Annotated in this window: 24 protein-coding genes and 2 pseudogenes; 10 read left to right on the top strand and 16 right to left on the bottom strand. The window is 66.6% G+C overall.

Annotation, left to right across the window (positions count from 1 at the left end; translation table 11 throughout):
* Nucleotides 1-15: 15 nt before the first annotated feature.
* Nucleotides 16-486, bottom strand: a pseudogene (locus tag LQZ85_RS11130) (GNAT family N-acetyltransferase).
* 121 nt (nucleotides 487-607) lie between these two features.
* On the opposite strand from LQZ85_RS11130, the gene LQZ85_RS11135 reads away from it, so the two are divergent.
* Together LQZ85_RS11135 and LQZ85_RS11140 are read left to right on the top strand one after the other, a co-directional pair.
* Nucleotides 608-943 carry a helix-turn-helix domain-containing protein gene (locus LQZ85_RS11135; protein WP_053099385.1) on the top strand — a complete coding sequence of 112 codons (336 nt, stop codon included), beginning with the start codon at nucleotides 608-610 and terminating at the stop codon, nucleotides 941-943.
* Nucleotides 943-1,665: a cation transporter gene (locus tag LQZ85_RS11140; protein WP_056277721.1), complete on the top strand. Its 723-nt coding sequence runs from the start codon at nucleotides 943-945 to the stop codon at nucleotides 1,663-1,665. The genes LQZ85_RS11135 and LQZ85_RS11140 overlap by 1 nt, the downstream gene beginning before the upstream one ends.
* A 206-nt stretch (nucleotides 1,666-1,871) precedes the next feature.
* Here LQZ85_RS11140 and LQZ85_RS11145 read toward each other — a convergent pair whose 3' ends face one another.
* Nucleotides 1,872-2,474, bottom strand: coding sequence for a response regulator transcription factor (locus tag LQZ85_RS11145; protein WP_053098815.1), 603 nt, complete (start codon nucleotides 2,472-2,474; stop codon nucleotides 1,872-1,874).
* A complete protein-coding gene (locus tag LQZ85_RS11150; RefSeq protein ID WP_056277026.1) occupies nucleotides 2,471-3,691 on the bottom strand; it encodes a histidine kinase in 1,221 nt (406 codons plus the stop codon). Before LQZ85_RS11150 ends, LQZ85_RS11145 begins: the two co-directional genes overlap by 4 nt.
* Nucleotides 3,692-3,845: 154 nt before the next feature.
* On the opposite strand from LQZ85_RS11150, the gene LQZ85_RS11155 reads away from it, so the two are divergent.
* Nucleotides 3,846-4,388, top strand: coding sequence for a hypothetical protein (locus LQZ85_RS11155; protein ID WP_056277023.1), 543 nt, complete (start codon nucleotides 3,846-3,848; stop codon nucleotides 4,386-4,388).
* A gap of 66 nt (nucleotides 4,389-4,454) precedes the next feature.
* Here the strand turns inward: LQZ85_RS11155 and LQZ85_RS11160 are convergent, their stop codons facing one another.
* The 4 genes from LQZ85_RS11160 to LQZ85_RS11175 all read right to left on the bottom strand — a co-directional run bounded on the left by LQZ85_RS11160 (nucleotide 4,455) and on the right by LQZ85_RS11175 (nucleotide 8,751).
* Nucleotides 4,455-5,999, bottom strand: coding sequence for a DUF5979 domain-containing protein (locus tag LQZ85_RS11160; protein ID WP_230100889.1), 1,545 nt, complete (start codon nucleotides 5,997-5,999; stop codon nucleotides 4,455-4,457).
* A gap of 250 nt (nucleotides 6,000-6,249) precedes the next feature.
* The gene (locus tag LQZ85_RS11165) at nucleotides 6,250-6,936 is read right to left on the bottom strand and encodes a response regulator transcription factor (protein WP_056277718.1); all 687 of its coding nucleotides are present in this window, start codon (nucleotides 6,934-6,936) and stop codon (nucleotides 6,250-6,252) included.
* Nucleotides 6,933-7,970 carry a histidine kinase gene (locus LQZ85_RS11170; RefSeq protein ID WP_230100890.1) on the bottom strand — a complete coding sequence of 346 codons (1,038 nt, stop codon included), beginning with the start codon at nucleotides 7,968-7,970 and terminating at the stop codon, nucleotides 6,933-6,935. Before LQZ85_RS11170 ends, LQZ85_RS11165 begins: the two co-directional genes overlap by 4 nt.
* Nucleotides 7,971-8,052: 82 nt before the next feature.
* Nucleotides 8,053-8,751: a DUF2306 domain-containing protein gene (locus tag LQZ85_RS11175; RefSeq protein ID WP_157538090.1), complete on the bottom strand. Its 699-nt coding sequence runs from the start codon at nucleotides 8,749-8,751 to the stop codon at nucleotides 8,053-8,055.
* A gap of 131 nt (nucleotides 8,752-8,882) precedes the next feature.
* On the opposite strand from LQZ85_RS11175, the gene LQZ85_RS11180 reads away from it, so the two are divergent.
* Both LQZ85_RS11180 and LQZ85_RS11185 read left to right on the top strand, forming a co-directional pair.
* A complete protein-coding gene (locus LQZ85_RS11180; protein WP_056277017.1) occupies nucleotides 8,883-9,899 on the top strand; it encodes an NAD(P)-dependent alcohol dehydrogenase in 1,017 nt (338 codons plus the stop codon).
* 63 nt (nucleotides 9,900-9,962) lie between these two features.
* Nucleotides 9,963-10,478: pseudogene (locus LQZ85_RS11185) on the top strand (PfkB family carbohydrate kinase); the annotation flags it as partial.
* Between the two features lie 17 nt (nucleotides 10,479-10,495).
* Here LQZ85_RS11185 and LQZ85_RS11190 read toward each other — a convergent pair.
* From LQZ85_RS11190 to LQZ85_RS11215, 6 genes are all read right to left on the bottom strand, one after another.
* On the bottom strand, nucleotides 10,496-11,263 hold the full coding sequence (locus tag LQZ85_RS11190) for an SLC13 family permease (protein WP_230100891.1): 768 nt from the start codon (nucleotides 11,261-11,263) through the stop codon (nucleotides 10,496-10,498).
* A 126-nt stretch (nucleotides 11,264-11,389) separates the two neighbouring features.
* On the bottom strand, nucleotides 11,390-12,448 hold the full coding sequence (locus LQZ85_RS11195; RefSeq protein WP_056277711.1) for a zinc-dependent alcohol dehydrogenase: 1,059 nt from the start codon (nucleotides 12,446-12,448) through the stop codon (nucleotides 11,390-11,392).
* 108 nt (nucleotides 12,449-12,556) lie between these two features.
* Nucleotides 12,557-13,990, bottom strand: a complete 1,434-nt coding sequence (locus tag LQZ85_RS11200; protein WP_056277010.1) for an MBL fold metallo-hydrolase — start codon at nucleotides 13,988-13,990, stop codon at nucleotides 12,557-12,559.
* Nucleotides 13,987-14,568, bottom strand: coding sequence for a flavodoxin domain-containing protein (locus LQZ85_RS11205; protein ID WP_230100892.1), 582 nt, complete (start codon nucleotides 14,566-14,568; stop codon nucleotides 13,987-13,989). Before LQZ85_RS11205 ends, LQZ85_RS11200 begins: the two co-directional genes overlap by 4 nt.
* Before the next feature lie 272 nt (nucleotides 14,569-14,840).
* The gene (locus tag LQZ85_RS11210; protein ID WP_056277004.1) at nucleotides 14,841-15,488 is read right to left on the bottom strand and encodes a response regulator transcription factor; all 648 of its coding nucleotides are present in this window, start codon (nucleotides 15,486-15,488) and stop codon (nucleotides 14,841-14,843) included.
* Nucleotides 15,485-17,182, bottom strand: coding sequence for a GAF domain-containing protein (locus LQZ85_RS11215; RefSeq protein WP_082586506.1), 1,698 nt, complete (start codon nucleotides 17,180-17,182; stop codon nucleotides 15,485-15,487). Before LQZ85_RS11215 ends, LQZ85_RS11210 begins: the two co-directional genes overlap by 4 nt.
* Nucleotides 17,183-17,287: 105 nt before the next feature.
* On the opposite strand from LQZ85_RS11215, the gene LQZ85_RS11225 reads away from it, so the two are divergent.
* Together LQZ85_RS11225 and LQZ85_RS11230 are read left to right on the top strand one after the other, a co-directional pair.
* Complete coding sequence (locus LQZ85_RS11225) at nucleotides 17,288-18,100, top strand: universal stress protein (RefSeq protein WP_157538088.1); 813 nt, start codon at nucleotides 17,288-17,290, stop codon at nucleotides 18,098-18,100.
* Nucleotides 18,097-18,546: a universal stress protein gene (locus LQZ85_RS11230; protein WP_056276993.1), complete on the top strand. Its 450-nt coding sequence runs from the start codon at nucleotides 18,097-18,099 to the stop codon at nucleotides 18,544-18,546. Before LQZ85_RS11225 ends, LQZ85_RS11230 begins: the two co-directional genes overlap by 4 nt.
* A gap of 167 nt (nucleotides 18,547-18,713) precedes the next feature.
* Here LQZ85_RS11230 and LQZ85_RS11235 read toward each other — a convergent pair whose 3' ends face one another.
* Nucleotides 18,714-19,316, bottom strand: coding sequence for a pyridoxamine 5'-phosphate oxidase family protein (locus LQZ85_RS11235; RefSeq protein ID WP_056276990.1), 603 nt, complete (start codon nucleotides 19,314-19,316; stop codon nucleotides 18,714-18,716).
* A gap of 180 nt (nucleotides 19,317-19,496) precedes the next feature.
* On the opposite strand from LQZ85_RS11235, the gene LQZ85_RS11240 reads away from it, so the two are divergent.
* Nucleotides 19,497-20,150 carry a response regulator transcription factor gene (locus LQZ85_RS11240; protein ID WP_056276986.1) on the top strand — a complete coding sequence of 218 codons (654 nt, stop codon included), beginning with the start codon at nucleotides 19,497-19,499 and terminating at the stop codon, nucleotides 20,148-20,150.
* 13 nt (nucleotides 20,151-20,163) lie between these two features.
* Here LQZ85_RS11240 and LQZ85_RS11245 read toward each other — a convergent pair whose 3' ends face one another.
* Together LQZ85_RS11245 and LQZ85_RS11250 are read right to left on the bottom strand one after the other, a co-directional pair.
* A complete protein-coding gene (locus LQZ85_RS11245; RefSeq protein WP_056276983.1) occupies nucleotides 20,164-20,832 on the bottom strand; it encodes a BON domain-containing protein in 669 nt (222 codons plus the stop codon).
* Nucleotides 20,829-23,345, bottom strand: a complete 2,517-nt coding sequence (locus LQZ85_RS11250) for a phosphoketolase family protein (RefSeq protein WP_056276981.1) — start codon at nucleotides 23,343-23,345, stop codon at nucleotides 20,829-20,831. The genes LQZ85_RS11245 and LQZ85_RS11250 overlap by 4 nt, the downstream gene beginning before the upstream one ends.
* Nucleotides 23,346-23,502: 157 nt before the next feature.
* On the opposite strand from LQZ85_RS11250, the gene LQZ85_RS11255 reads away from it, so the two are divergent.
* A complete protein-coding gene (locus LQZ85_RS11255; protein ID WP_056276978.1) occupies nucleotides 23,503-23,925 on the top strand; it encodes a pyridoxamine 5'-phosphate oxidase family protein in 423 nt (140 codons plus the stop codon).
* A 79-nt stretch (nucleotides 23,926-24,004) separates the two neighbouring features.
* Nucleotides 24,005-24,475, top strand: coding sequence for a universal stress protein (locus tag LQZ85_RS11260; RefSeq protein WP_056276975.1), 471 nt, complete (start codon nucleotides 24,005-24,007; stop codon nucleotides 24,473-24,475).
* Nucleotides 24,476-24,499: the final 24 nt, after the last annotated feature.

The raw sequence follows: 24,499 nt of genomic DNA on the forward strand, positions 1-24,499 counted from the left end.
CGCCTTTCGGCCAGGTCAGAGAGACTTGGCGAAGCACAGGGACAGACCGCTGCCGATGTAGTGGCCGAACAGCGGGATCGGTCCGTAGCCCTCGCGTTCGTAGAAGCGCACGGCATCCGGCTGAGCGGTGCCCGTCTCGAGCACGAGGGACCGGATGCCGAGCAGGCGCGCTTCTCCCTCGAGTGCGCGCAGCAGCGCCACGGCTGCGCCCGTCCCGCGCGCGGAGGGAGCCGCGTACATCCGCTTGATCTCTGCGGTGTCGGTTCCGAGCACGGCCGGATCGAGGGGTCGGAGACCGCCGCATACGATGGCGAGCCCGCTCTCCTCTCGTGCGACGAGGAAGACGGGCACGTCGTCCGCGGAGGGGATGACGCCCGGCTCATGGTCGTCGCTGCCGTCCCGCGCATCGAGTTCGCTGCGCTGCGCGGCCCTGAGCCGCTACGCATCCGGATGCGACCATGTCACCCGCTCGACCGTCACTCCCATGTCGCCCTCTCGATCCGATGTCGCCGCCCGATTCACGGTACCGAGCGAAGATGTCGGGGATGTTGCCGCGCGTCACCATAGATTCACGATTCTCTTAATTCACGCTTTTCTGTACAGTTGCATCGTGACCCTCGCCGCCTCGCCCACCCATACCGCCGCCGTCGCCCGCCTGGGTCATGCCCTGTCGGACTCGACGCGCGCAGCCATCCTGCTGGCGCTTCGAGCGGCGCCGGCGTACCCGTCCGACATCGCGGACGAGCTCGGGGTCAGCCGACAGCTCCTGTCGAACCATCTCGCGTGCCTTCGAGGATGCGGGCTCGTCGAAAGCGTCCAGGACGGACGCCGCAGCCGCTACGCGCTCGCCGACCCGCATCTCGCGACCGCGCTCGACGAGCTCATGCGCATCACGCTGATCGTCGAACCGGACTGCTGCGACGGCGAAGGATGCAGCTGCTGATGTCGACGAGCACTCTCACCGCCGAACGGCGCGCGACTCTGCACCGCCGCATCCGCCTCATCGTGGCGTTCACGATCGTCTACAACGTGATCGAGGCGGCCGTCGCGATCGCCGCAGGGTCAGTCGCATCGTCGGCCGCGCTGATCGGGTTCGGGCTCGACTCGAGCATCGAGGTGCTCTCGGCAGCGGCCGTGGCCTGGCAGTTCACGCGACGCGACCCCGAGCGCTGGGAGACGCCCACCCTCCGTGTCATCGCCGTCGCGTTCTTCGCTCTCGCGGCCTATGTCGTCACGTCGTCGGTGCTGTCGCTGCTCGGCGGTGATCGGCCGGAGCACAGCACGGTCGGTCTCGTGCTGACCGCGGTCAGTGTGATCGTGATGCCGCTCGTGTCGTTCGCCGAGCGACGCGCCGGCCTCGAGGTCGGGTCGACCACGGCCGTCGCCGACTCGAAGCAGACGCTGATCTGCAGCTACCTCTCGGCCGCCGTGCTCATCGGACTCGGCGTCAACAGCCTGTTCGGGTGGTGGTGGGCGGATGCCGTCGCCGGCCTCGTCATCGCGGTCTTCGCGGTACGCGAGGGTCTCGAAGCCTGGAAGGGCGACGCCTGTGCCACTTCGATCGGCATGATCCTCGAGGACGAGCACGAGCACCACGACCACGACCACGACCACGACCACGTGCACGACGACCACCGTCACGACGACGCGCGTCACATGCACTGACGACCACGGAGTTCCAGAAAGAATTCCCGCCCGCGTCACTTTCCGTCGAGTTCGGGGTCTTGCATACGAGACCTGAAGTCGGCCTGGGGGGATACGAGCCGGTTTCGGGTCTGAGCCGCACTCTCCCCTTTGAGCGGCTCGCGGGTGGGGCAACTCCCACGGCCCCACCCGCCCTTCCGGGCTTCACGGGTCAGGCGTCCGCGCAGTCAGATCCAGCCGCGCTCCTCGGCCATCAGCACCGCCTGCTGGCGGGTGCCGACCGACAGCTTCGCGAGCACCGCCGAGATGTGGTTGCGCACCGTGCCGGGCGCGAGCGAGAGGGTCCTGGCGATCTGGGTCGTCGTCTCACCGCGGCGCCCGGCGCGGAGCACGTCCAGCTCCCGATCCGTGAGGGGCGACCGTTCGTCGCTCAGCGCGTCGGCCGCGATCTCAGGGTCGACGTAGCGGGCACCCGCGGCGACCCTGCGGATGACATCGGCGACCTGATCCGCTCCTCGTGACTTCGGCAGGAAGCCCGCGACACCCGATGCGAGAGCCCGCCGAAGCACCCCGGGACGCGCGTGACGGGTGACCACCACGCAGCGCGTGACGATGGCTCGGTTCAATCGCTCCGCGACCTCCACACCGTCGAGACCGGGCATCTCGAGATCGAGCAGGCACACGTCGGGCGTCAGAGCGAGCGCAGCAGCGAGCGCCTGCTCACCGTCGGCGCACTCGGCGACCACCTCGATGTCTCCTTCCAGACGCAACAGGGCGGCGAGCGCCGAACGGATCATCCCCTCATCGTCAGCGAGGAGCACACGGATCATCGGCTCTGCCCATCTGCGGTCGACACATCGGATCGCGGAACCGTCACCGAGACGATGAACTCGTCGGCATCCTCCCGGATCTCCAGGGTTCCTCCCGCCTCCGAGATCCGGCGCCGCACTCCGTCGAGGCCCGACCCGACGGGGTGTGTCGCCACGCCGGTCACCACATCGTTCGCGACCTCGTAGCGCCACCCGTCGTCGACCCTGCGAAGGTCGAGCCGAGCCCGTCGCCCGGCCCCGTGCCTCAGGACGTTCGTGGTCGTCTCCCTGATGACGGGACCGAGAGCCGATGACGGCGCCTCATCGGCGTCGGGTGCGATGTCGGCCTCGACGGAGAGTCCGGCCGCGGCGAGAAGGTCTCGGGCATTCGCCACCTCGTCACCCAGCGGCACCGAGCGGAAGCGCGTCGCCAGATCTCGGGTCCCCTGCCTGGCTTCGTCGACGCTGACCCTCGCGGCCCGGAGCTGCTCGAGAGCGGCGTCGGGATCGATCCTCATCAGGCGCTCGGCCAGTTCGAGCTGCAACGCGATCACCTGCAGGTGGTGCCCCTGGAGGTCGTGCACGTCGGTCGCCACGCGCAGACGCTCCTGCGTCGCGGCGAGGCGGGCCTCCGACGCCCTCGCACGATCGACGGTGACCAGCACATCCCACCACCACAGCGAGCTCACCGACATCGCCGGGATGAGGATCGCGTACAGCGCAGGGATCCAGCCGGGGAGCGCGATCTCGGTCGCGCCCCGAGCGGCGTCGGCGACGGCGACGAGCACGAGCACCACGGTGGTCAGGACGACCATCCGCAGGCGCACCCCCTTGGGCCAGTTGAGCAGCAGCACCGACTGAGCGATGGGCATGAGCGCGAGCAGCCAGCTGTCGAGCACGAGGCCGCCCGCGATCCCGTAGCCGACCGCGATGAGCAGCGGAAGGGCGATGCGCGTCCACGCGATGCCCGGCTCGGCATCCAGCCGGTGGCGATAGTCCGCGAGCAGCACGATGGTGGAGCCCCACCAGAGCAGGCCGCCCACGCCGACGACGAACGCCGCCGTCGCATCGCCGGGCACGGCGAGCGCCTGCAGCGTCCAGACCAGCACCAGGAAGAGCTCGAGGAAGGCCACGGCCGACACCGTGTACCACCAGGTCGCGGTGATGCCTCGGGCGAGCTGGCGGGCTCCCGGGGGTGGGTCGTCGGCAGGATCGACGACCGGAGAAGTGCTGCGCATGCCCCCACGATACGGGCGTGACACATGTCATGGATGCCGCGGGCGAACCACCCGGAAAGCAGTGACGGTTCGGCACTGCCGCAGCGCGACGCCAGACGGTGGACTGGATGCATCGCGACGGAGACACCGTCGCTCAGACCGGCAGGAGCCACCCATGAATCTCATCGAGACCTTCCAGGGCTTCGTCGCCCAGGTGCCTGAACTCATTCAGCCGCTCATCGTCGCCCTCGCGGGCGCCATCCCCTTCATCGAGGGCGAGGGAGCCGTGTCGATCGGCATCATCGGCGGCATCAATCCGGTGATCGCGGCCGTCGCGGCGATCGTCGGCAACTTCCTCTGCGTGGCCGTGCTCGTCATCGCGAGCTCCGGTGCACGCACCGCGATCGTGAACCGGTCCCGCAGCCGGCAGGCCGTTGCGGCCGGTGGCGGAGCCGTCGAGACGGCACCCGCCGACACGATCGACTCCGACCGCGGTGGCGCCCGCCGCGAGAAGTTCCAGCGGGCGTTCGAGCGCTACGGCGTGCCGGGGGTCAGCCTGCTCGGTCCGCTGCTGCTGCCGACGCAGTTCACCGCCACGATGCTCGCCGCGGCGGGTGTCGGCAAGGTCCGCATCCTCATCTGGCAGGCTGTCGCGATCATCGGCTGGACGACGATCGTCGCGGTGATCGTCGGCAGCGCCGTCTACGCGATCCGCTGAGACAACGACGTCGAACGCACGGAAGCCCACTCGCCGAACGCGAGTGGGCTTCCGTGCGTGTCGGGGTCAGCGACGTCCGGCGCTCGAACGGCGCCTGGCGGCGATTCCGGTGGCCAGTCCGCCACCGACGATCAGTGCGACCGCCAACGACAGGAATGCCGCGCCCGATTCGCCTCCCGTCAGAGCGAGCTCGCCGGGAGCCGCGACCGGGGTCTGCGTCGGCGCCGGAGTCGGTGCCGGAGTTGCGACCGGCGTCGGGGTCGGGGTCGGAACCGGCGTGGCCGGGGTCGGCGTCGGCGTCGGCGTCGGCGACACGACGGGCACCGGGTTGGCGATGTTGGTGAGGGTGAGCTCGATACCGGCCGTGGTTTCCGGCGTGACCTCGAAGGTGCCGTCTCCGACGTCGACGACGCCGTCGCCGGTGATCGTCCACTCACCCCAGGTCACACCCTGGATCTCAGGCAGATCGATCTCCTCGATCACGAAGGTCGAACCGAGCGGAGCACGTCCGCTGAGCACCGACTCCCCCACCGGAACCGTCATCGTGGTGGCTGCCGCATCCGAACCCTCGACCGAATAGCGCACGGTGTAGGTCGCATCCCGAGCGGCATCCGCCTGCGCGCCGGTGAGCTCCTTCGTGATGCCGAACGTCGTGTACGAGACACCACTGCCGTCGCCACCACCCGTTTCGACGACCGTGTGAGTCGCCGAGGTCGCGAACGTGTTGACGATCGCGTGGTTGCCGAAGACATCTCCCTCGGACACCGGCGCATCCGCCTGCGTGTAATACAGCAGCTCATACGCGAATCCGCCCGTCGGCAGACCGGATGCAGCGAACTCGAACGACTGTCCGTCGCCGGCGATGTCGATCGTGTACGCAGAGGGGTCGACCTCGCTCCAGTCGCCGACCTGTGCACCGTTCTCGACGGCCCGCCGGCTCAGCCGGACGTCGCCGGTGTAGTGATGGTCGGTGCGGCCGGCGTCGAGCGTGTCGGCGATCGTGAAGGCACCGTCGTCGACATAGCCGCTCGGAATACCGATGACCCACTTCAGGAGTCCAGGGGTCGCGGTCTCGCCGCCGTACTTGTAGGGCTCGTCCTCTTCCGCCGAATCTCCCGGTACGACTCCGCCGTCACCGGGCAGGTCGACGATCTCGATCGTGTCGCCCAGGTCGAACTCGACGGTCTCGCTGGTCGTCGACTGCGAAGCCCGCGCCTCCATCCAGAACGAGCCGCCGACCTCCTCGAGGCCGCCGACCGCTGCGGTCAGAGTGCACACCATGTCCGGCCCCTGCCCGGCAGCGGCGACGCAGTTCGCCATGACCAGACCCGTCGCCGGGTCTGTGATCGTGAACTCACCGGCCGACTGACGACTGAACTCCGCGGGCAGGGTCATCCCGAAGGTCTCCCCTGCCTGCGCCCCGGTCGGGACGGCCCACTCGCCCGTGATCCGCACGGTCTGCCACTGCACCAACGGACCACCGCCGTTCTCGTTCTCGAGCGAGACGCTGCCGATCGCCCCCGGATAGGTCACGGACGGAGCCGCCATCGCGGGTGCGGTGGAGCCGAGCAGCCCCGCGATCGCCAAGACCATCCCCACGATGATCGCCACGATGCCGCGCTGTCGCGGCCTCGCTCCCTCGGCTCTCCTGGCCTCATTCATCCTCTTCGTCCGTGCACGCACGACACCACGCTCCCCAGTCATCGTTCTCCCCATCCGATTCGCGTCGCTCCCAATGCGACACATCTAAGAGATCAGGAAAAGGCGGGGGGATTACGCGGCAACCGGTATACAACTCCGATATACCGGGATGCGGTGTTGGCTGCCGCGTACCGCGGACTGTCTCGACGCGTCCCGGCCGTCATCGATTCCGGTGTTCCCCGCCCGTGGCTCGCGGGCTCATGCGCCCCGTCTGATGCGCCCAGATGGCGATCTCGACGCGATTGCGGACCCCGAGCTTGGTCATGAGGCTCGCCACGTGCGTCTTCACCGTGCTGAGGGTGATGAACAGCTCGCGCGCGATCTCGCCGTTGCTCAGACCCGCAGACACCTTCGCGAGCACCTGCTCCTCGCGCTCGGTCAGCGACTCGACCGGCGGCGGCGATGGTGCGGCGGCGGCCGATCCGGCGAAGGCCTCGAGCAGGCGCACCGTCACGTTGGGGGCGATCAGGGCATCACCGCTCGCTGCGGCGCGGATCGCCTGGGCGAGCAGCTCCGACCCGGCGTCCTTGAGCAGGAACCCTCTGGCGCCGGCCCGCAATCCCGCGAAGACGTACTCGTCGAGGTCGAAGGTCGTGATGAGGACGACCGCCATGGGATCGGGCACCCCTGGGCCGGCGAGCATCCGGGTCGCCTCGATGCCATCGAGGCCGGGCATCCGGATGTCGAACAGGCACACGTCCGGTCGCAGACTGCGGGCGAGGGCGACCGCTTCGGTGCCGTCGGCCGCCTGACCGACGACTTCGATGTCGGTTTGGGCGCCGAGGATCATGCTCAGTCCGGTGCGCACGAGTTCCTGATCGTCGGCGACGAGCACTCGGATCATCATGGCGCCCACCCGGCGCGGGGCAGCACCGCGTTGACGATCCATCCGCCGCCTGACGCCGGACCCGCCTCGCAGGCACCGCCGAGGAGGGCAGCACGCTCCCTCATGCCGATGATGCCGAAGCCGGGAGTCGGCGACGCGGCCACGTCTCCGTCGTTCGTCACTCTCAGGCGCACACCACCCGCGTCTGCCTCCACGCGGACGTCGACGCGGGTGACCTGTCGCGCGTGACGGAGGGCGTTGGTCACCGATTCCTGCGCGAGACGGAAGACGGCGGCAGCCACGGGTGGCGGGATGCTGTCGTCGTTGCGCGCGACTTCGACGACGACGACCGTTCCGCCCGGCCGCGTTCCGGCGAGCTGCGCGATGTCGTCCAACTGCGCGCTCGGCGCGAGCTCGGCCGTCTCGCCCTGCCGCAGGACTCGCACCATCGACCTCAGCTCGCTCAGCGTCCTGGCCGCCTCCGCCTCGATCACGCCGAGCGCATCCTGCGCTGCGCGCGAGTCCCGCCCGGCCACCGCGATGCCCGCCTGGGCGCGGATCGCGATCGCCGAGACATGGTGGGCGACCGTGTCGTGCAGGTCGCGAGCCAGGTGCTCGCGCTCCAGCATCCGGATCCGGTCGAGGCTTCGTCGTCTCGATCCCGCCCGGTAGCGAAAGGCGATGCCGAACAGGGCGACCGTCAGCAGCAGCGCGAACCCCCCGACGAGTTCATCGAAGCCTTCCCCGCGGACGAATGTCAGCGCGAGGCTCGCCAGGAGGATGGCCGACCCGATCACGAGGTCGCGACCTGCCCCCCACCGGTACACGGCGTACACGTTCACCATCACGAAGAGACTCGAGTACAGCGCCGAGTCGGGCAGGAGCAGACCGACCGGCACCATCACGATGATGAGCATGAGAAGCGGCTTCGTGCGGCGCCACAGCACGGTCGGCAGCACGACGAGGAGGGCGATCACCGCGAACAGCGGCTGCGTCAGGTCGGTGCGGACGATGCCCTCGACCACGGCCAGGACGGCGAGGGGGGCCAGGAGCACCCAATCCCGCCAGACTCGGGACGGCGGAGGGGGCACAGCGCTCGGCGCACTCCACACGGAACGCACGAGCCCGGTCACGCTGTCATGATACAAGCGCACCACGGCGCGACACCCCGCGCGTCCGCCGGCGAGAGCGGCGCCGGATGAGCAGCTCCGCCACGGCACTGTTGATCATGAACGCGGCGGCGACGAGCCATGCCTCACCGAAGGCGTCGACCTCACCGAGGGGGATCGTCCACAGCGCGAACACGAGCGCCTGGGTTCCGCCCGACACGGCGGTGGCGTAGGCGCGGGTCATCCAGGCCCCGTGCGCCACGAAGTCGCGTCGTGTGATCGCGATCACGCTCCGCACGAGGAACAGGGTCATCGCCACGGCGAAGACGAGACGAACCATCGCGAGCGCGAGTTCATCCGGTGGACCACCGAAGAAGACCGCGAGCCAGGCCGCTGAGAGGGCCGCGACGAATCCTGCGGGAATCAGCACGCGGCCGGCCACGCGGTGCCAGGCATGCCGCGTTCGCAGCGCGGGTGAGAACTGGAATGCCCCGAGAACGCAGTAGACGGTCATCGCCACGATGTGCGCGACGATCGCGACCGTCGACGCCAGGAGGAGAGTCCTCACGGGTTCCCCGCTCACCTCCTGCAGACGAAGCACTCCACCGATCACGGGAAGCACGCTGAGCAGCAGAAGGCCGGTGATCGCCGGCCACCCGCTCTTCGATCGCCGACGCCGCTCCTTCTGCTCGGGAGTCGATCGGGCGGCCTTCATCTGCTGCGACATGTCTCGATGCTCGTCTCATCGACAGTCGGGGGCATCGGCCGTCAGCACGGACTCGGAACCGTACTTTCGGCCGAGCGGATCCGGGCTTCCTGGCCGATGACGAGCATCCCCGGGACGACAAGCATCGAGACATGACCACTGACACGACCATGACCGCGGCCGTCTACCACCGCTTCGGCGCCCCTGAGGAGGTCCGCCTCGAACAGCGGGCGGTCCCCACGCCCCGGCCCGGCGATGTGCTCATCCGGGTGCACGCGAGCACCGTGAGCGTCGGCGATCATCGCGCCCGCGCTCGGGACATCCCGGCCGGCCTCGGGGTGCTCGCCGCAGTCGGACTCGGCGTGTTCCGTCCCAGTCGGCCGATCCTGGGTATGGATGCCGCGGGCGTCGTCGCGGCTGTCGGCTCGGGCGTCACCGCCTTCGCACCCGGCGACAGGGTGATCGCCTCGACCGGCGGAGCGTTCGGCGGTCATGCCGAGTACGTGCGCCTGTCTGCCGACGGCCCGATCACCAGAGCTCCCGACACGATGAGCTTCGAAGAGGCGGTGACGCTGGTGTTCGGCGGCATCACCGCGCAGTGCTTCTTCGCCCAGGTCGCGATCGGCCCCGGCACCTCCGTGCTCGTCAACGGAGCATCCGGCGCGGTCGGCACTGCCGCGATACAACTCGCGAAGCAGCTCGGAGCAGACGTCACCGCCGTCACGAGCGGCGGCAACGTCCCACTGGTCGCGTCCCTCGGCGCCGATCGGGTCACCGACTACACCCGAGAGGAGTTCGCGGCGGGGGGCGACACGTACGACGTGATCGTCGACTGCGTCGGCAATGCCCCTTTCAGCCGGGTGGAGACACTCATCAACCCCGGCGGTGCGCTGCTGCTCGTCATCAGCGATCTGCGGTCGATGCTGACGAGCCGCGGGCACACTCGCCGGTCGGGAAAGCTCGTCACCTGGAACGTCGGCACGCCGGGCGCGGAGGACCTCGCCCACCTCGTGAGCCTCGCGGATTCCGGTCGCTTCCGGGCCGTCATCGACAGGACCTTCGATCTGGCCGACATCGTCGAGGCGCACCGCTATGTCGACACCGGCCGCAAGCGGGGAAACGTGGTGCTGCGCATCCCCCAGCCCGGAGCGAACCACGCGCATGGGTGATGACCGGCAGCATCTCGCTCGACATCGCGGCTAACCGTCGCGGATGTCGAGGCATCGGCGAGCGCGGTCAGCCGTGCAGGCACGATCTGTCTGCAGTCTCAGCAACCGGGCGATGCACTGTCGGCCGCTCTGATGATCGCGCGACGAGCGGACGCGACGGTGGCGCTCGACGGAGCGCCCGAGCCGGAGGTTCGCGACGAACTGCTCGCCGGAGCGGACGTCGTGCGTGCCGACGCCACGGAAGCCGAAGGACTGACGGGGATCGCCGTGTCGAACCTGGACTCGGCTCACGAGGCGTGCCGGTGGCTGCTCGCTCGCGGACCCCGCATAGCGGCCGTGGAGGTGGCAGGCGAAGGCGACCTCGTCGTCTGGGAGGACGGCAGCGCCTACCGCGCACATGACGACGACGAGACGGTGGTGGACCGCACGGGAGGCGGCGACGGATTCTTCGTGGGACTCGTGCGGGGTATCGCGAACGGGTGGTCGATGGATCGCGTCGCGGATCTCGCTGCACGGGCTGCCGCGTCGACCGTGGCACGGCTGGGCGGTCGGCCGGAACTCGCGCACCTCGTGCGGTGATGCCGCGTGATCGGGAGTCAGAACGGCCAGATGAGCGGGACGTAGAGCACCGCGACGGCCACGTAGATCGCGACGAGTGGGAGACCGAGACGCCAGTAGTCACCGAATCGGTAGCCGGCGGGCTGCATGACCATGAGATTCACGGGTGTCGCGATCGGAGTCAGGAACGCAGCCGCTCCGACGACCGTGAGCGCCATCATGAACGGCTGCACGCTGACGCCCATGCTCGATGCGACCGACACCGCGATCGGCGCGATGACGAGCACGGTCGCCACGTTCGAGATGAACTGCCCGAGGATCACCGACGCGACGCAGATGGTGAGCAGAGCGAGATAGGGCGAGGTGTTGCCGACCAGCTGGAGAACCGCGTCGCCGACGAGATCGGCGGCGCCGGTGGAGACGAACGCCGATGACAGCGGGATCGTCCCGGCGATGAGCGTGACAGTGGGCCACGAGATCGCCGAGAACGTCTGCGTCACGGTGAGCACCCGCGTGACGATGAGGGCACCGGCCGCGAGAAGGCCAGCGATGACGGGCGGGACGACACCCGTGGCGAGGAGCACGACCATCGCTCCGAGGATCACCAGCGCGCGCCGCGCACCCCGGCCGAGCGGCACTGTCCGCTGCATCTGCTGGGGCGAGCTGACCGGAATCACATCGGGTGAGCTCGTATAGCGGTGCAGTGCCTCCCACGGCCCCTGGACGAGCACGGAGTCACCCGCCTGCAGCGTGACCGCGCCGGTCGCCCTTCCGCCCACGTCGCCCGGACGGCATCGCCGACCCACGTGGGGACTTGACCGCATCTGCCGGCTATCGGCGTCACGGTCGTCGACAACCGGATTCATGTTCTGTGGTTGTCGCATGATTCGGGGCTGGCTGGCTCCCACATGGAGATCTCAGCCCGCAATCCCTCAACGACCTGCCGTAGCGGGCTCTCGGACCGGCACGACGTCCGCGGTGTGGTACTGGAACACAAGACGAGCGGGCACCGTACCGGCGAGCACCTCGTCGACGGAGGAGTTCACGCTCTGAAGTTCGCGTGTCTCAGTGACCACACGTGTTCGCCCTGCAGCATGCAGGGCGAATACCTCGGCGAGGTCCTGTCTCGTGCCGACGATGGAGCCGATGATGCTGATCCCCTTTAGGACGGTGTCGAAGACCGGCACGGTCAGCTCCCCTCCGGCTGGCAGCGAGACGAGGACGAGTCTGCCTCCGCGATTCAGGGAGCTGAATGCCTGATGGAAGACTGCCGGCGCGACGGCGAGGACCACGACGACGTCCGCTCCGCCGAGATCCCGGATCGCCTGTACCGGGTCCGTGTCGCGCGCGTTGACGACATGATCCGCTCCAAGCTCAGTGGCCAAGTCGAGCTTCTCAGTGGTGACATCCACTGCGATGACTTTCGCACCGACCAGGCGTGCGTACTGGACCGCGAGGTGTCCGAGCCCACCGACACCGAAGATGGCGACTGTCTCTCCGGGGGTGACGCGTGCGTTCTTGATCGCCGCATAGGTGGTGACTCCGGCACAGGTGAGAGGTGCGGCGTCGAGGGCGCTGACACCGTCAGGAACGGGGGTGGCGAAGCGGGCGTCGGCAAGCATGTACTCGCTGAACCCTCCGTCGACGGCGTAGCCGTTGTTGTACTGCTGCTCGCAGAGGTTCTCGCGGCCGCTGACGCAGTAGCGGCATTCGCCGCACGCGTGGCCGAGCCAGGGCATCGCCACCCGCTGCCCGACAGTCCGGCCGGTCACCCCGTCGCCGATCTGCTCGATGATCCCCACTCCTTCGTGGCCCGGGACCAGAGGCAGGTTCGGCTTCACTGGCCAATCTCCGTGCATGGCGTGGATGTCGGTGTGGCAGAGGCCGCACGTTTCCAAGCGGACCAGGACCTGTCCGGCACCGGGCTGTGGGATCGGACGCTCGTCGACGTGCGCTGGTGAACCGAACTCTGAGACAACTGCTGCTCGCATCATTCCTCCTTGACGGGTGGGTACGCTCGAAGTCTTTCGCCGTGCAGGCGCGCTGGTCGGGTCAAAGGTCCTTCGACGCAGCGTCGGTGAAGGACCTGATCTCATGCATCAGATCGATACCGCGTGCGCAGCTGCATGGTGCGCCGTGATCTGGACTTGCTGCTCTTGATCGGGCACCTGAGCCGGCCACCCCATCTCCCGTTCGATTCGGAGTCTGAGAGTGTCCGCTGCGGAAGGTTCGCCGTGGGTGACGTATACGGCCTGGGGCGGATGCGGAGCACCCTTCATCCATGCGATGAGCTCGTCGGCATCCGCATGAGCTGACATCGCATCGATCATCGCGACCTCGGCCCGGATCGGCACATCGTTGCCAAAGATCCGGAGAGACCGTTCCCCCGCAAGAAGTCGAGCGCCGCGTGTGCCCCCGGCCTGATAACCAGTCAGGACGATGGTGTTGCGGTGCTCGGGTCCGTAGGCGCGGAGATGGTGCAAGATGCGTCCACCGTCGAGCATCCCGCTCGCGGAGATTATGATCATCGGGCCTCCCCTCAGGTTGAGGAGTTTCGATTCATCGACGCTCCGGACGAAAGTCGCGAGACCGTAAATCCGCTCGACTTCATCCTTCGATATGCGGTGTTGCTCATGACGGCTGCGATAGACGTCGGCGACACTGACCGCCATGGGACTGTTGACATAGATAGGCACGTCGGGGATCTCGCCACGTTCCCGAAGCCTCGACAGGTGCAGAAGTACTGTCTCCGTACGCCCCACAGCGAACGCCGGGATCAGCACCACTCCCCCACGATGGACGGTGCGATTCACGATGTCACGCAGCTGCTCTTCGGGATCGACCTTGGCGTGTCGGCGATCTCCATAGGTCGACTCGGTGACAAGGACGTCTGCTCCTTCGAACGCGTGAGGGGCGCGCATGAGGGGGTCGTCCGAGCGGCCGAGGTCGCCGGTGAAGCACACCCGCCGTGCGCCGACGTCGAGGTAGACGCTGCTTGCCCCGAGGATGTGGCCGGCACCGAGAAGTCTCGCGGTCATCGAACCCGCCACCGGCACCGCTCCCCCTTCGGGTACGGCGGCGAATCGTTCGAGTGCCACCTTTGCGTCATCGACCGTATAGAGCGGTCGCGGCTTTTCATGCCTGGACCATCCATGCCGTGCGGCGTGACGCGCCTCCTCCTCCAGCAGGTGCGCGCTGTCCAGGAGCATGATCCGGCAGAGAGCCGCTGTGCCCTCGCTCGTGTAGATGTGTCCGCGGTACCCATCGCGCACGAGCGCCGGAAGATACCCGGAGTGGTCGAGATGGGCATGGGTGAGAACGACTGCGTCGATAGAGCTCGGTGGAACCGGGAACGGAGCACGATTGCGCTGGCGCAGCACCTTGAAGCCTTGAAACAGACCGCAATCGACCAGAACCCGTGAGGTGGAGTCAGTGACGAGGTAGCGCGACCCGGTCACGGTATCGGCGCCGCCGAGGAAGGCGAGGGTAGCGTCTGATGTTGTCCGCGGCTGACGCGTCTTCGTGGCGTTCACGTGTGCACGCGCGTCGAGGGGCCCGTCAGCGTCCGTGTTGTCGCCGCGATCTCACGGCCCCAGCGCAGTGCGCGGTCATGCTCGTCCGGGAGGAGATGGCTGTCCTTATCCACGAGGAAGCTCTCCGCTGCGAGCACCTCGCGTAGCCCGTGCTTCTTCAACCGCCTACCGATCGCGGATGACGCAGCGCCGGTGAAGATGCGTGGCATGTCGACACGAGTATCGAAGGCCACGTAGCCGTGTCGTGCGGCGGGTGGTAGCTCGATCCACTCTCGGACTCCTGTGGTCAGACTCCCGCTCTCGAGCGCCAGGTGCCTCGAGGGATTGAGCGCCCATCGTTCGGCTTCTGTGCGTGACGCCGGGCTGCTCAACGAGTGTGCGTGGGTGGGAGCTCCCACCACGAGGACATCGCATTCTGGGAGCGCGGCTGCTTTCGCGACCGGCACGACGGTCACGGGCATGTGTTGTTCGCGGATGCCGTCCGCGATTGTCTCTGCGATGAGACGAGTGTTGCCGAACAGCGATTCGTAGACGATCGCGATCATCGGCCCCGGGCTGGGTGAGCTGTTCGCTGTCACGATTCCTTCTCCTCGAGCATCAGAGCGGTGATGTCGATGGGCTGGGTCGGCGGAAGTGCGAGGTCAGCGGGACCAACCTGCAAGGTGGGCAGGACGGCGAAGATCGAGTCGTTCATGGTGCTCCTTCAGCAGCGATGTGGCTCCCCCTCCTCCCATCGTTTCCGTTCGCGTACTCGCCGGGCAGGGCCGAAGGTCCCCCGGCGAAAGTGGTGAGGCCGGAACCTCGGATCTGTGATGCGCGGGACCAGCCGGCCGAGCCGGCTGACGCCTGATCACGGCCGGGCGCGACCTTCCCACTCTTCTGTCGCAAACACGGCAGCTTGGGTGCGGCGTTGCATCCCGAGCTTGGCGAGGAGCCCGGAGACATAGTTCTTGACGGTCTTCTCGGCGAGGCCAAGGCGCTCACCGATCTGACGGTTGGTGAGCCCCTCCGCGATCAGCATCAGCGCCTGGCGTTCTCTGAGAGTCAACTCCACCGCTGGCGATTGAGCTTCCGCTACTCGAGCCTGAAGCCTGCGGTGCACGCCATCGGCGACCTCGGTGGGGATGAGGTTCTCTCCCCGCGCCGCACGATGGATCGAGTCGACGAGGTCCGTTCCACGGATCGTCTTGAGCACGTATCCGGATGCACCTGCAATCACCGCTGCGACGCTCGCAGCATCGTCGTCGACTGCTGTCAGCATGAGGCAGCGGATCTCGGGGTGGTCGGATCGAATGAGTCGGCACAGATCCACCCCGTTTCCGTCCGGAAGGTTCACATCGAGGACGACGACGTCCGGAATCGTCGCTGAGACACGGCCGCGAGTCCCCTGCACCGCGCCGGACTCCCCCACAACCTCGAGGCCCGGGTCTGCATCGATGATCTGGGCGATGCCGCGGCGAACGATCTCATGATCGTCCACGAGGAAGACCCGGGTCATGACGATGCCTGCGACGTTGATCCGAGCGGCACGCGCCAGCGTACCCGCGTGCCACCTGTGCTTCGCCGCTCGATTTCGCACGTACCGCCATGCGCACGTGCGCGCATGAGGAGGTTCGCAGTACCGCTGGACCGAGGGAGTTTTTCGGGAACGCCGACCCCGTCGTCTTCCACAACAACCGTGACGAGCGACGCTGTGACGGAGACGCTGACTTCCGCGCTGTTCGCGTGGGCGTGACGAGCCACGTTGCTCAGTGCCTCTCGCACGACCGCGATGACGTCTTCCGCGAGTCGGCCGGTCACCAGCAGATCGACCGGGCCGGTGAAAGCGATTCGGGGCGGACTCTGGAGCAGCGGTGCGAGTTCATTCGCGACGTCGATGAGTCGATGTCGAACGGATTCGGGGTCAGAGGTCTGAAGAGTGAATATCGCCGTACGGAAATCGGCGATCGCAGCGTCGATCTCTGCGACCTGCGCACTGATGGCGACAGCGTGCGCAGGCAATCGTGCGGCAAGCGCCTGTAGCCCTAGACCTGTCCCGAACAGACGCTGGATGACATTGTCATGGAGATCTCGGGCGATACGCGCGCGCTCTTCGATGAGATCCAACCGCTGGCGATCAGTGCGGGCCTGAGCAAGCGCGAGTGCGAGACCTGCCTGCGCTGCGAATTCCGCGAGGCTGGAAAGATCCTCGGGCGAGAACCGACGACCGCTCTCATCGCGAGTCACGCAGAGTGCACCGACAGGTGCGCCGGTGGCGATCAGTGGCACGGCCACCGTCGATCCACCGGTGTCCTGCTGCTGCTCCGACAGGATCTCGGTGACTCCGTCGGCCACGACGACACCTCCGCCGGACATGGCCGCTGAGATCAGGGTGTTACTGGCAGGGACCTCAGCGCCCTCGAGAGATTCGGCGCCGAACCCGCGAGCGGTCTCGATGCGGTAGTCGCCCGTGAGCGGGTCTGAGACCACGATGCACACCACATCGGCGTCAACCAGTGTCGCCACGCGTTCTGCGAGAACACCGAACACGTCGCCCGCGTCGGGTGACAGGAGGGCAGCATTGATCTCCGCGAGTGCACCGCTCAGCCGCTGCAGCCTCCGTGACTCCTCGAAGCGTCGCGCGTTGTCGATCGCGATCGCCGCTGTCGATGCGAGGGCGAGCACGAGCTCCTCGTCCTCTTCCGAGAACGAGCCCGCGGCTGGGTTGGTGAGGTACAGGTTTCCGTAGATCTCGTCTCGTACGCGAATGGGCACCCCGAGAAAGCTGCGCATCGGGGGGTGATGCGCGGGGAACCCGACTGACCGCGGGTCTTCTCCGAGATCGTCGAGCCGGATGGGATGTTCGTTCTCGATGACCGCCCCGAGAATGCCCAGCCCCTCCGGAAGGTGTCCGATCTGGTGGGCCAGCTCCTCCTCCATGCCTACATGGATGAATTGCTCGAGGCCTCCGTCGCGGTCGATGACGCCGAGCGCGCCGTACTGCGCTTCCACCAGGGCGACGGCTGCTTCCGCGATATGACGGAGCACGTGCTCGAGTTCGATGTCCTCTACGACGGCCTGGTTGGCGCGCAGAAGACTTCTCAGTCGTCCCTGATCAGCGAGGACGAGATGGGCACGATCCAGTATTTCCCCGATCGTGTCATCTGGGTCCGTCCGTCGCCGGCCAGGTACGTGGAGGTGATCGTCGGCCATCACATTCCCTTCCGGGCTCCCGCTGGTGATGACCTTACTCTCAAACGCCGCTCGGGGGACCTTCGCCTCTGTGCGAGCGGTGACGCAGGTCGCAGCATGGTGTGAGTGCCCGATCTGATCTGTGAAGGCGATGCACGCATGCCCGCTCGATATGTACTTGGCGTCGGCGATTCCGACGCGGCTGCCGCAGGACGGTGGGCAGAATCCCACGCCCGCCGTGATGCCGTTCCGCTGGTGCGAGTGCACGTCGGTGATGGCATCACCGACGAAACGTTAGGTCTCAAGGACGGCACAGAGGAAATGGACATCGTCCATATCGGCGGGCGGGTTCCTGAAGCGCTCGCCCGGTTCGTGACCGCCGATGACGTTCTGGTCATCGGCACGGGCAAGACCGGATTCATTCATAGCCGCGTTTTCGGCACCGTGAGTCTGCAGATCGCCGCCGAGGCGCCGTGCTCTGTGGCGGTTATCCCGACGATCGATCTACGTTTCCGACGGGGAATCGTCGCCGGCGTGAAGGACGACGATCTCATGACCGCTATCGTCGGCGCTGCCGCCGGTGAGGCCCGGGCCCGCCAGGAGCCGATCGAACTCATCCATTCGTCCTTCAGCGGGGTGATTCCTGCCACGGTCGAAACGCGCGCGACCATCGCGGCTCGTGTCGCTGCCGTGGAGAGCATGGTTGATGCGGGCACGAGGGTTCGAACGCGTTACACGCAGCGACCGCCCGCAGAGGCACTGCTCGACGCCTCGCGTAACGCCGCACTACTCGTCGTAGGGGTAGGGCACCCACGCGGTGCCGGGCACGCGCTCGGCGCTGTGACGCACGACGTCCTCGTGAATATTGATGCCCCTGTCCTCGTCGTGCGGCGCTCTGCCGCCGACCGTACCTCACCGGGATCGGCCCAGAATTCATGAGCGACAACGCAAACACTCCGCCCGTAGTCGTCGGGGTAGACGGTTCCACATCGTCGGTCGAGGCGCTCATCCGCGCCGCGACGATCGCGACAGCACTCCACGCACCATTGCAAGCGATCATCGCGTGGACCTACCCGGTGATGCTGGGCCTTTTCGACCCAAGCACCGACTGGTCGCCGAAGGCAGATGCGGAACACCTGCTACAAGACGCGATGCAGGAGGCCTTTCAAGGATCCCCTCCGGAACAGTTCAGCCAGTCAGCCGTTCCCGGCCCGGCCGCTGCCGTACTGCTCGAACAAAGCGATCGCGCCACCATGCTCGTCGTGGGAAGCCGCGGACGCGGCGGATTCTCGAGGCTCTTGCTCGGTTCGGTAAGCGCCTCCTGTGCATCCCACGCGCGTTGTCCGGTGCTGATCGTGCATACGCCGAACGGGTCGGTTGGCTGACGTTCGTATGGGCAGGGGTGGTCTGCCCGAAGCACCACCCCTGCCCACGTCCCCCCTCGGCGCCGCCCTTCCTCGTTCCCCAGGGCCCCACACCTGGCGAACGGAGAAACCCCATGAGAGGCGGCTGACCGCGACCCTTTCGGGTGCAGTGGCGTAGCGTCGACGAGTTATCCACCCCACGGCCGAAGGTGCGGGATGGGCTGCGGCTTATCGGCCGCCCGTGCCCCTGGAGCACCTTGATCGACGTGCTCGCCACGTGCGCGCCCGCCCGAAGTGGAAGCGGATGGGACGTTCCCCCGCGTCGCGGACCGGCCGCGAACGGGGAAGCGGCGGCCCGTCACGGTGTCGGGTACGAGGCGCACGTAGTTGTGCTTCGCCGTGGGACTGTCAGATGCAAGCGTGAGAACACCGGAGGCTTCGATGTCAGCATCCGTGTCCATGCGCATCGCGTGTCCGCGGATCACGATGCTCCACTGGAACGCGCCATCCACCCCGTCGATCTCGAGAGCAACGTCCGGATGCCCGGCAAGGCTTCGCAGCTTAGCCCCAGGCGCCGATTTCATGAACACGCTGCCCTCATGCACGAGGTAGTTAAGGGGAAACAGATCAGGGCGTCCGTCGATGTTCTGAATCGCAAGGCGACCGAGCGAGTTCGCCTCGACGAGTTTCCAGCAAGCGGCTGTTCCGATCTCCTCTACACCGGCTGACGCGGCCGTCTCCGGCGCGGTCGGTGGATCCCGGTAGTACGGGTTGGGGTCATCATTCGCCATGGTGGGTCTCCTGAGCATCGGGTCTTCGGATCAGCCGCCGACGTGTTGTCGTCGGTGGTCGAGACGCGTCCAGTCAATCGCTGACACCTTCCTGTGAGCAGGGTCGAAAGTCCCGAGGGCGCGTCACCGCGGAGTTGTACTCTGTGGTTACCCGCCAGTGTGAGGGGATCGGAGGGCGACATGTTCCGGATCGTTCTCGTAGACGATCATGAGATGGTGCGGCGCGGGATCGCGGATCTTCTCGAGACGCAGTCTGATCTCAGCGTCGTCGGTGAAGCAGCAACGGTTCACGATGCACGAGCGGTCGTCGCCGCAACTCTGCCGGATGTGGCGGTCTTGGACGTACATCTCCCCGACGGCAGTGGCATCGATCTGTGTCGTGAGATCCGCCAAGCGCACCCGCAGGTGCAATGTCTGATATTCACGGCGTTCGATGACGACGATGCCTTGTTTGCCGCCGTTCTCGGAGACGCGGCCGGCTACCTGATGAAGACGCTCCGCACCGATGAACTACTTCACTCGATCCGCGCCGTCGCGCAGGGCCAGCGACTTATCAAACCCTCGATGGTGCGCCATGTCACTGGCACCGTCGATCGTGCCGACACTGCTGATCCTCGCTTCGGTGCTCTGAGCATGCGCGAGAAGGAAGTCCTCGCACTCATCGCTGAAGGGCTCTCCAACCGGCAGATCGGCGACCGGCTCGGCCTCGCGGAGAAGACCGTCAAGAACTACGTCTCATCTCTGTTGAACAAACTGGGTCTCGAGCGACGCACGCAGGCGGCGGTCCTGCAGGCCGAGAGAGCCAGCCGCGCGTTCGACCATCGCGCCCCGTAGCTCTGATCCCCGGTTACCGGGCGCGCACCTCGATGCGATTGTCCACGTATGTCACGTGTGGTGAGGCCCAGGCCGCGTCTGCCGCTTGACTCTTCTCCGGCCAGGAGCGCACTGTGCCGGTGAGGATCGCCGTGGTCCCTTCGATCGCGACAGAGACCGCGTTCGCATCCACCGCCGCGTTCCGAAGTATGGCACCACGAATGCGCTCTTCTGCATCTTCCGCCGACGGCCGGGCGCTCAACGTGATCAGGCTGTTCACGTTCCTGACCCCGCGAAGGTGTTGTACTGCGCGCTTCGCCGACCGGCGTTGGTGGTCCCACTCGACTTCCCCCATGAGCGTGACTTCGCCGTCGTCGATCACCGCTTTGACCGTGTTCGGCACGTTCGCGGTGGCGTGGAGGGCGTGGTCGACTTCCCTAGCCACATCGGTGTCGGTGATCTGCGCGCCGTCCATCGGGCGCACGATCATGTCGTCGACTACGGTGCTCACGCCGCGGACGCGGAGAGCCGCGTGCTTGACCGTGAGGCGCTCAGAGTAGCTGTTCACCTCCCCCGACAGGGCAACCGCGCCGTCTGTCACAGCCACTCCGATCGCCGCGTCATCGAGACCCGGTGTCCATTGCAGCTCCTGAGAGACAGCCCTTTGCACATCTCGATCGTCGATGTGTTCTGTCGTGTTCATCGTCTTGTTCCTTTCGACCGCTCTTCGTCGAGGGCTTCACCACTTGCTGCTGGCTCTGGCTCGTGCCATTCCCAGTTCCTGATCTCAGGCGCGTCTTCTCCGTGGAGCCGCGTGTAGGCCCTCGCTCGCACGCGCGAATCCTGCATCTCCTGACGCAGGACAGCCTCCCGGGGTCCCAGGCCGGGCACATGGTCGATCACGTCCATCACGAGGTGGAAGCGGTCGAGGTCGTTCATCATCACCATGTCGAACGGGGTGGTCGTCGTTCCTTCCTCGATGTACCCGCGGACGTGGAGCTGGTCGTGGCCGTGTCGACGGTATGTCAGACGATGGATCAGCCAGGGGTACCCGTGGTAGGCGAAGATCACCGGCCTGTCGGTGGTGAAAATCGCGTCGTATTCTCGATCTCCGAGGCCATGCGGATGCTCCCCCTCGGTCTGCAGGCGCATGAGGTCGACGACGTTCACCACGCGCACCTTCAAGGAGGGAAGCCGCTGGCGAAGGATGGATGCCGCAGCGAGCACCTCCAATGTCGGCACGTCGCCGGCCGCGGCGAGCACCACATCGGGTTCCTCGCCGGCATATTCGGAGCCCGCCCAGTCGAAGATGCCGAGTCCACGGGTGCAGTGCTCGATGGCCGCATCCATCCCGAGCCAGTTGGGTGCGGGCTGCTTTCCTGCGACGACGACGTTGACATAATCGCGTGAGCGCAGACAGTGGTCGTAGGTCGACAGGAGGGTGTTCGCATCGAACGGGAGGTACACGCGCACGACGTCGGCCTTCTTGTTGACGACATGGTCGATGAAACCGGGGTCCTGGTGCGAGAGCCCGTTGTGATCCTGCCGCCAGACGTGCGAGCTGAGCAGGTAGTTCAGCGAGGAGATCGGGCGACGCCAGGGGATGCTCCGGGAGGTCTTCAGCCACTTGGCGTGCTGATTGAACATCGAGTCCACGATGTGGATGAACGCCTCGTACGAGTTGAGCACGCCGTGTCGTCCCGTCAGCAGGTACCCCTCGAGCCAGCCCTGACACTGATGCTCACTGAGCATCTCCACCACCCTGCCGGTGCGCGACAGATGATTGTCGGCATCCATCGGCAGCGACTCCGCGTTCCACTGTTTGTCTGTCACCTCGAAGACGGCATCAAGTCGATTGGATGCCGTCTCGTCGGGACCGAAGATGCGGAAGTTCTCGGGGTTGGCCGTGATCACGTCACGAAGCCAGCCTCCGAGGACGCGGGTGGCCTCGCTCACAGTGGCACCGGGGCTGGGCACGTCGACGGCGTAGTCGCGGAAGTCAGGGAGTCGCAGTTCTTTCCTCAGCAGCCCGCCGTTGGCCACCGGGTTCGCACTCATACGGAGCTCTCCTTCTGGAGCCAGCGCCGTCACCCACTCAGCCACTGCACCTTTCTGATCGAAGAGCTCTTCCGGCCGGTACGACAGCAGCCACGAGTGAAGCAGCTCTGTGTGCGCTTCAGTATCGCGCGCGTCACGCAGCGGCACCTGGTGTGAACGCCAGTTGTTCTCCGCCGGATGCCCGTCGATCTCGTGCGGACATGTCCATCCTTTCGGCGTGCGCAGGATGATCATCGGCCATGCCGGCCGGGTGCGGAGAACGCCGGCCGCGGCATCCGCTTTGATCTGTGCTACGTGGTCGAGGACGTCATCCAGCACGATCGCGAAACGTCGATGCACGTCGATCGGGTCCTCGCCATCGAACCCGCCGGAGGCGAGATATGGAGTGTGCCCGTACCCACGCATGAGGGAGAGCAACTCCTTCTCGGGCATACGTGCGAGCACTGTCGGGTTGGCGATCTTGTACCCGTTCAGGTGAAGAATCGGCAGAACGACGCCGTCGTGCAGCGGATCGAGGAACTTGTTCCCGTGCCAGCTCGTTGCCAGCGGCCCCGTCTCCGCCTCGCCGTCTCCGACGACTGCAGCGACGAGGAGGTCGGGGTTATCGAACGCGGCGCCGTACGCGTGAGAGAGGGAATAGCCCAGTTCCCCACCCTCGTGGATCGACCCGGGCGTCTCCGGCGCCACATGGCTCGGGATTCCTCCGGGGAACGAGAACTGGCGGAAGAGACTGCGCAGTCCGTCCTCGGAGTGGTCGATGCTGTTGTAGACCTCGCTGTACGTGCCGTCCAAGTAGGCGTTTGCGACCATTCCCGGTCCCCCGTGTCCTGGCCCGGCGATGTAGATCGTCTGGAGAGAGCGTTCTCGGATCACTCGGTTGAGGTGGGCGTAGATGAAGTTCAGCCCCGGGGTCGTTCCCCAGTGTCCGAGGAGTCGAGGCTTGATGTGCTCGGGTCTGAGCGGCTCGCGGAGTAGCGGGTTGTCGAGAAGGTAGATCTGCCCTACCGACAGATAGTTCGCCGCCCGCCACCAGGCGTTCAGACCCTCCAGAGTCGACGCGGCAGGATGGTTTCCGGCTCCTCGGGGCCAAGAGGATGTGGTCGCGGTGTCGCCACGAGTCTCGGTCTGCGCGGGAGATGAAGTCCGAGATGCGTCCATGCACGCAGTCTTGCCCGGGGACGGTCGCGGGATAGAGCCGAAGGTCCCTCGCCCGTGCCGATGCAGCCCACGCGATGACGGGACCTTGGTCCCCCGGCTCGCTGAGTCCCCCGTGCACGATGAGAGCGAGACAGGAACCTCTCAGGACGGGAGAATCATGACTGAGATCGAACGCTCGCCGACACGACAGCTGACCGAGGACGAGTGCTGGGAACGTCTCGCCCGAGCCCCCTACGGACGGATCGCCTGCGGTGCGGCTGGAGAGATCGACATCTTCCCGATCAACCACAAGACCGACGGCCGAACGATCATCTTTCGCACCTCGGCAGGCACGAAGTTGCTCGAGCTGACCATCCGCGCGGCCGTCGCCTTCGAGATCGACGGCTACGACGAGCATGAAGCCTTCAGCGTGGTGGTGAAAGGGACAGCCCAGGAATTCGATCGCGACGCCGACGTGCTCGCGGCAGAACGACTGAATGTGCACCCATGGGCCCCGGAAGAGAAGGACCGCTGGGTACGGATCGATGCGTCTGAGGTTCGCGGCAGGGTCTTCGATCTTGAGGCGCAGAGCGCGCCCTGACCCCGCAAGGGCGAAGGCCCCGACGCTCCGTGTGACCTTTGGCCCAGTGACCTGAAGCGAAAAGCAGGATCGTGAAGCTATGTCGAGCACACACACACACCACATTGTCGTCGGCGTGGACGGATCCGATTCCTCTATCGACGCCCTCCGCTACGCAGCACGTCTGGGGAAGGCACTGAAGGAGCCTCTGCATGTCGTCACGACCTGGACGGCTCCCCCGATCGATCCGTACTTGGCTATCGAGTGGTCACCCTCTGAGTTCGCCCGCGAAGCTCTGGACGAATCGATCCAGGGAGCATTCGCCGGCAACCCACCACACGACCTCACCAGCGAAGTGCTGCTCGGGTCGGCCGCACGAACCCTGATCGGCCTCAGCAACTCGGCATCGATGCTGGTGCTCGGCAGCCGCGGGCACGGCGGCTTCGTCGGGCTCCTCCTGGGATCAGTCAGCGCAGCCTGCGCGGAACACGCCCACTGCCCCGTGCTCATCGTTCACACGAAGAAGACGGTCGACAGCGAGCCCTCTCCGTCATCTTCGGACGAGACCTGAACCCTTGAGGCCCGTCCTGTTGCG

It is taken from the genome of Microbacterium sp. Bi98, from assembly GCF_918698045.1.
Classification (GTDB): Bacteria; Actinomycetota; Actinomycetes; order Actinomycetales; family Microbacteriaceae; genus Microbacterium.

Coding starts and splice junctions, on each gene's coding strand:
- LQZ85_RS11245 (WP_056276983.1), bottom strand. CDS start 20,832: ATGAACACGACAGAACACATCGACGATCGAGATGTGCAAAGGGCTGTC.
- LQZ85_RS11230 (WP_056276993.1), top strand. CDS start 18,097: ATGAGCGACAACGCAAACACTCCGCCCGTAGTCGTCGGGGTAGACGGT.
- LQZ85_RS11195 (WP_056277711.1), bottom strand. CDS start 12,448: ATGCGAGCAGCAGTTGTCTCAGAGTTCGGTTCACCAGCGCACGTCGAC.
- LQZ85_RS11240 (WP_056276986.1), top strand. CDS start 19,497: ATGTTCCGGATCGTTCTCGTAGACGATCATGAGATGGTGCGGCGCGGG.
- LQZ85_RS11145 (WP_053098815.1), bottom strand. CDS start 2,474: ATGATCCGTGTGCTCCTCGCTGACGATGAGGGGATGATCCGTTCGGCG.
- LQZ85_RS11250 (WP_056276981.1), bottom strand. CDS start 23,345: ATGGACGCATCTCGGACTTCATCTCCCGCGCAGACCGAGACTCGTGGC.
- LQZ85_RS11255 (WP_056276978.1), top strand. CDS start 23,503: ATGACTGAGATCGAACGCTCGCCGACACGACAGCTGACCGAGGACGAG.
- LQZ85_RS11175 (WP_157538090.1), bottom strand. CDS start 8,751: ATGTCGCAGCAGATGAAGGCCGCCCGATCGACTCCCGAGCAGAAGGAG.
- LQZ85_RS11165 (WP_056277718.1), bottom strand. CDS start 6,936: ATGATGATCCGAGTGCTCGTCGCCGACGATCAGGAACTCGTGCGCACC.
- LQZ85_RS11155 (WP_056277023.1), top strand. CDS start 3,846: ATGAATCTCATCGAGACCTTCCAGGGCTTCGTCGCCCAGGTGCCTGAA.
- LQZ85_RS11215 (WP_082586506.1), bottom strand. CDS start 17,182: ATGGCCGACGATCACCTCCACGTACCTGGCCGGCGACGGACGGACCCA.
- LQZ85_RS11260 (WP_056276975.1), top strand. CDS start 24,005: ATGTCGAGCACACACACACACCACATTGTCGTCGGCGTGGACGGATCC.
- LQZ85_RS11180 (WP_056277017.1), top strand. CDS start 8,883: ATGACCACTGACACGACCATGACCGCGGCCGTCTACCACCGCTTCGGC.
- LQZ85_RS11235 (WP_056276990.1), bottom strand. CDS start 19,316: ATGGCGAATGATGACCCCAACCCGTACTACCGGGATCCACCGACCGCG.
- LQZ85_RS11140 (WP_056277721.1), top strand. CDS start 943: ATGTCGACGAGCACTCTCACCGCCGAACGGCGCGCGACTCTGCACCGC.
- LQZ85_RS11210 (WP_056277004.1), bottom strand. CDS start 15,488: ATGACCCGGGTCTTCCTCGTGGACGATCATGAGATCGTTCGCCGCGGC.
- LQZ85_RS11150 (WP_056277026.1), bottom strand. CDS start 3,691: ATGCGCAGCACTTCTCCGGTCGTCGATCCTGCCGACGACCCACCCCCG.